Genomic DNA, 4,445 nt, shown 5'->3' on the forward strand with positions numbered 1-4,445 from the left:
TAATGTCAGTGGTTTTTGTGGTGTCTGGTCGGGCGCCTTCGCGAGCAGGCTCGCTCCCACAGGGATTCGCATTCCAAATGTGGGAGCGAGCCTGCTCGCGAAGAGGCACTTACATTCAATACAACTTTTGAGCTGGTCTACCCTCAAGCATCGACACTTTCTCCCCCGGCCGCACAACCAGATTACTCAGCGAGCGGTCAAACTCGCGCAACGCCGCCAGTTGCAATTCCTCCTGCTGATTGATATCCGCGACGATTTCTTCCGAGCGCTTGAAGTCCGCCCACACCGGCGTCAGTTCCCGCGCCTGCGAGCCCTTCGCTGTGCCGATGTAGTTCAATTGCGCATCGTAAAAATCGGCACTGACATCCGCGCGGATATCCGAGCTGCGCGAGGTGATCAGTTGGCTATGGGTATCGACGATCGCCACCACATCCGGCCTGGCCGCGCGCAGACTTTGCATGTCCGGGTATACCGTCACCGAGCCGAACTGGCGTTGCAGCGAAGCGTTGACCCACTCCACCGCGCGATCCGGGCTGGAGCTGGCGACGTAGGCATCGTGGATCGGCTGCACCAGCAGGCTCTGACCAAAACCGGTGCCGGCCTTGGCCTGATACTCGCGCAAGTATTGGCGATTGGCCTGGGTGCCGGGGCTGTAAATCACCCCCAGCGAGACGCCGGGGCCGCTGTTGACCTGAGTAGCACTGCTGCGACCGGTCGGGTGCGGCAGCAGCGTGTCGAGGGATGACACGGCTTGCGGGGCAGTGGGAACAGAGCAGGCAGAGAGCATCAAAATGGAGATCGCCAGCAGGGCGTGAAGCGCAGGTTTCATGGTGTTTCTCCCGTGAAACAAGGTCTGTCGATGAGTGTGCACGGGCCGATGGTTCGGCGGATATTCAGGTTAAACCTGCCGGCCTGACCGTTGCCTGAATAACCTGTGCGGGGTTAGTTTTATTGGCTTTAAGCGTTTGCAGGTAATGCCCCAAGGCAATAAAAAAGGCGCAAATGCTCGATTCGCGCCTTTCGTTTATGGCTGGCCGTTCAGCCATCAGTTTTCCAGCGGGATCAACACCTGCTCATTCGGGGCCAGGACCATGAACACCAGCAACTTGGCAGGCTTGGTCGAGCTGGCGTTTTTCGACACCAGATGCTCGGAACCGGCCGGCTCGTACCAGAACTGGCCCTTCTTGTAAGTGATGGCCTGTTCGCCTTTGACTTGGGAAATCACTTCGCCGTCGAGCACGTAAGCCATCGCCGTACCCTCGTGTTTGTGCGCGATCGAAGACTGGCCGGGCTGGTAGTCGACTTCGATCATCATGGCTTTCTTGCCGGGGGCGTTTTTCAGCAGTTGTTCCTGCAGGACGGTGATTTTTTCGGACGGATCGTGGGCCATTGCCGAAGCGGAGAGGGTGAAGGCGAGGGCGGCGGCGAAGAGGGGCAGGGCTTTCATGGCGGGTTACCTGTGATGGTTGGGGTGTGCTCACAGTAGGCCGCAATGGGGCCGGTTCAAACGGCCAATATTCGCGAAGATCAGGTGACCAATTGGCCTCGGAAGGATTTCGGTGCGGCGCAAATCGCCTTCGCGAGCAAGCTCGCTCCCACAGGTTCTGCGGTTGCTCACCCGTCTTGTGAACAACAAATAACCCTGTGGGAGCGAGCTTGCTCGCGAAGAGGCCGGTTCAGACGATGGGAAAGCTGTTGAAATCGACGCTATTGGCCAGGCGGCTATCGATCAGGTCGATAAACCCCTGTGCCTCCGGCCGGTTGAAATGCGCCTGCATCGCCGCTTCCGACTGCCAGCGCGCGCTGACCGTCCAGCGGTGGCTGTCCTCGGGGCAGCGGTCGACCAGGTAGGAATCGCAGCCCGGGGTTTCGCGCAGTGTATCGACGATCTTCTGCAATTGCTTGCCAAGCTCTTCCGAGCGGCCCGCAACCGCCTTGACCTCAACCGTGTTGATCACTTCGTTGGACATTGCTCACACTCCTGAATCAGGCCGGACGAATCCTGCTCACTGAGGGATAACGCCTGTGCAGAATAGGCCTGCCGCCGTTAATCACCAATAACCAATCGGCGGTAAAAGCCTTATACCAACGGCTCATGACAGCTGTTCGAGGATGTCGCGCAGGCGATCGAGGGCGATGTCGATGTCCAGGGTTTCGATGGCGCCGAAGCCGAAATACAGGCCCTCTTTCGCCGGCTGCTGGTAGTAGAAACCACTGATCGCATAGAGACCGACCTCGACCTTTTTTGCCAACTCGATGACCAACGGCAAATCGATCGGCACCTTGCAGAACACCGCCATGTGAAACCCGGCACTGGCCGGCACGGCTTGCAGCCATGGCGCAAGGTCGGTGGCCATCCGCTCGAGAATCCGCTCGCGACGTTGCGCGTAGATCGTGTGGCAGCGGCGGATGTGCTTGAGCAGGCAACCTTCGGCGATGAACTTGGCCAGCGCCCATTGCGGCAGGGTCGAGGCGTGCAGATCGGTCAGCTGTTTGGCACGAATCACCGCCTCGATGATCGACGGCGGCAGGATCGCGTAGCCCAGGCGCAACTCCGGCAGCAAGGTTTTCGAGAAGGTGCCGACATAGGCGACGATACCGCGCTGATCGAGGTTGTACAGCGAGTCGGTGGGCCGGCCCTCGTAGCGGAATTCGCTGTCGTAATCGTCTTCGATGATGATCGCGCCGAGCTCATAGGCACGGGCGAGCAGGGCCTCGCGGCGCGCCTGACTCATCGCCATGCCCAGCGGGAACTGGTGCGACGGCGTCACATAAATCAGCCGCGCGCCATCGGGAATGTGCTCGACCTGAATACCCTCGGCATCCACCGGCACGCCGACCACTTCGGCGCCGTGTGTGCCGAACAGCAAGCGCGCGGGTGGATAGCCCGGATCTTCCATCGCCACCAGATCGCCCGGGCGGGTCAGTACCCGGGCAATCAGATCCAGCGCCTGTTGCGCGCCGTTGCACACCACGATGTCCTCGTCCTGACAGTTGATACCGCGAGAAAAGGCGATGTGCCGGGCGATCGCATTGCGCAGCGCCGGCAAGCCTTCGGCGACGCTGTAGAAGCCTTTCGACTGCGCCATCTGCCGCATCGCATGGGCGACGCAGCGGCGCCAGTCGTCGTGGGGGAACTGGCCTTTGCTGGTGGCGCCGCCGATGAAGTCGTAGCGCAGCGAACCTTGCAGCGTCGGGTGACGCAGGAACATCGGCAGATTGCGCCAGCTCTCGATCACCTCGGCACTGGCCAGCTCGGTGTGGCTCTGCTTGCGCTGCACCTGTGCCGGGCGGGCGTTGACATAGGTGCCTTTGCCAATCACCCCGGTGAGGAAATTTTCGTAGGTCAACTGCGCATAGGTGTCGGAAATGGTCTTGCGCGAGATGCCCAATTGCTCGGCGAGCAAGCGACTCGGCGGCAACTGCGTACCCGCCGCCAACCGCCCGGACTCAATCGCCGCGCGCAACTGCTGATACAACTGACCGGCAAGATCCTTGCGGCCGTTGATCACGACATGAAGTTCCATACCGACGAGGCTCCCGGGTGTTGAGTGAAGTGTCCGTCAGATTAGCGTTGTTGGGCTTTTGGCAGTAGTTGCGTGGAGTAAAAACCGCAAATTGGCGCAAGTCCCTGTGGGAGCGAGCCTGCTCGCGAAAGCGGTGGGTCAGTTACCTGATCGTTCCCACGCTCCGCGTGGTAACGCCTCCCGTGACGCTCTGCGTCACAGTGGACGCGGAGCGTCCATGGCTGCATTCCCACGCGGAGCGTGGGAACGATCAGCGCGTAAAGGTAGGGGGGCAGTGGTGTAGCCGAAATTCGTGGAATTGGGGCTGTAACACAGCCCGCACAACCCTTACCGTGAACTCATCATTCCGCCTGCCGAGAGCCGCGCCATGTCCCTGCGTCTGGATTACTACAACGCGTCGCCCAAGGCGATGAAAGCGATGCTTGCCATGGAGGCGCTGACCGCCAACCTGAGCATCGAAGCGCCGCTGCTGCAATTGATCCGGATCCGCGCCTCGCAACTCAACGGCTGCGCATTCTGCACTGACATGCACTCGGTGGACGCGCGGCGGGCCGGGGAAAGTGATCGGCGCCTGTATGCGGTCGCGGTGTGGCGCGACAGCAACTTCTTCAACCCCCGCGAACGCGCGGCGCTGGCCTGGGCCGAAGCGGTGACGCTGTTGGCCGAAAGCCACGTGCCGGATGACGTCTACCAGCAAGCGCGCGAGCAATTTGATGAAGGTGAACTGGTGGACCTGACGGTTGCGGTCAGCACCATCAACAGCTGGAACCGCCTGGCCGTCAGCTTCCGCCAGACCCCGAGTGATTGAAAATCTAAAGATTGCAGCCTTCGGCAGCTCCTACATCTGATCGTTCCCACGCTCCGCGTGGGAATGCCTCAAGGGACGCTCCGCGTTCCAATGGGACGCAGAGCGTCCCG

Annotated in this window: 5 protein-coding genes; 1 reads left to right on the forward strand and 4 read right to left on the reverse strand. The window is 60.8% G+C overall.

Going from position 1 to position 4,445, the window contains the following annotated elements:
* Positions 1-115 precede the first annotated feature (115 nt).
* The 4 genes from QMX86_RS27450 to QMX86_RS27465 form a co-directional block, all read right to left on the reverse strand.
* Positions 116-829 carry an ATPase gene (locus tag QMX86_RS27450; protein ID WP_073471104.1) on the reverse strand — a complete coding sequence of 238 codons (714 nt, stop codon included), beginning with the start codon at positions 827-829 and terminating at the stop codon, positions 116-118.
* A gap of 216 nt (positions 830-1,045) precedes the next feature.
* Positions 1,046-1,447, reverse strand: a complete 402-nt coding sequence (locus QMX86_RS27455; RefSeq protein ID WP_282387941.1) for a cupin domain-containing protein — start codon at positions 1,445-1,447, stop codon at positions 1,046-1,048.
* 229 nt (positions 1,448-1,676) lie between these two features.
* Positions 1,677-1,970 (reverse strand): putative quinol monooxygenase, encoded by a 294-nt coding sequence (locus QMX86_RS27460; protein ID WP_016774982.1) that lies wholly within the window; start codon positions 1,968-1,970, stop codon positions 1,677-1,679.
* A gap of 123 nt (positions 1,971-2,093) precedes the next feature.
* On the reverse strand, positions 2,094-3,527 hold the full coding sequence (locus QMX86_RS27465) for a PLP-dependent aminotransferase family protein (RefSeq protein ID WP_282384754.1): 1,434 nt from the start codon (positions 3,525-3,527) through the stop codon (positions 2,094-2,096).
* 367 nt (positions 3,528-3,894) lie between these two features.
* On the opposite strand from QMX86_RS27465, the gene QMX86_RS27470 reads away from it, so the two are divergent.
* Positions 3,895-4,335, forward strand: a complete 441-nt coding sequence (locus tag QMX86_RS27470) for a carboxymuconolactone decarboxylase family protein (RefSeq protein WP_071172671.1) — start codon at positions 3,895-3,897, stop codon at positions 4,333-4,335.
* The last annotated feature ends 110 nt before the right edge of the window (positions 4,336-4,445 follow it).

The sequence above is a fragment of the Pseudomonas sp. PS01270 genome (assembly GCF_029959775.1).
GTDB lineage: Bacteria > Pseudomonadota > Gammaproteobacteria > Pseudomonadales > Pseudomonadaceae > Aquipseudomonas > Aquipseudomonas atacamensis.

Bases quoted from the DNA above. Each gene is read 5' to 3' on its own strand.
- QMX86_RS27465 (WP_282384754.1), bottom strand. From the start codon at position 3,527: ATGGAACTTCATGTCGTGATCAACGGCCGCAAGGATCTTGCCGGTCAG.
- QMX86_RS27470 (WP_071172671.1), top strand. From the start codon at position 3,895: ATGTCCCTGCGTCTGGATTACTACAACGCGTCGCCCAAGGCGATGAAA.
- QMX86_RS27460 (WP_016774982.1), bottom strand. From the start codon at position 1,970: ATGTCCAACGAAGTGATCAACACGGTTGAGGTCAAGGCGGTTGCGGGC.
- QMX86_RS27450 (WP_073471104.1), bottom strand. From the start codon at position 829: ATGAAACCTGCGCTTCACGCCCTGCTGGCGATCTCCATTTTGATGCTC.
- QMX86_RS27455 (WP_282387941.1), bottom strand. From the start codon at position 1,447: ATGAAAGCCCTGCCCCTCTTCGCCGCCGCCCTCGCCTTCACCCTCTCC.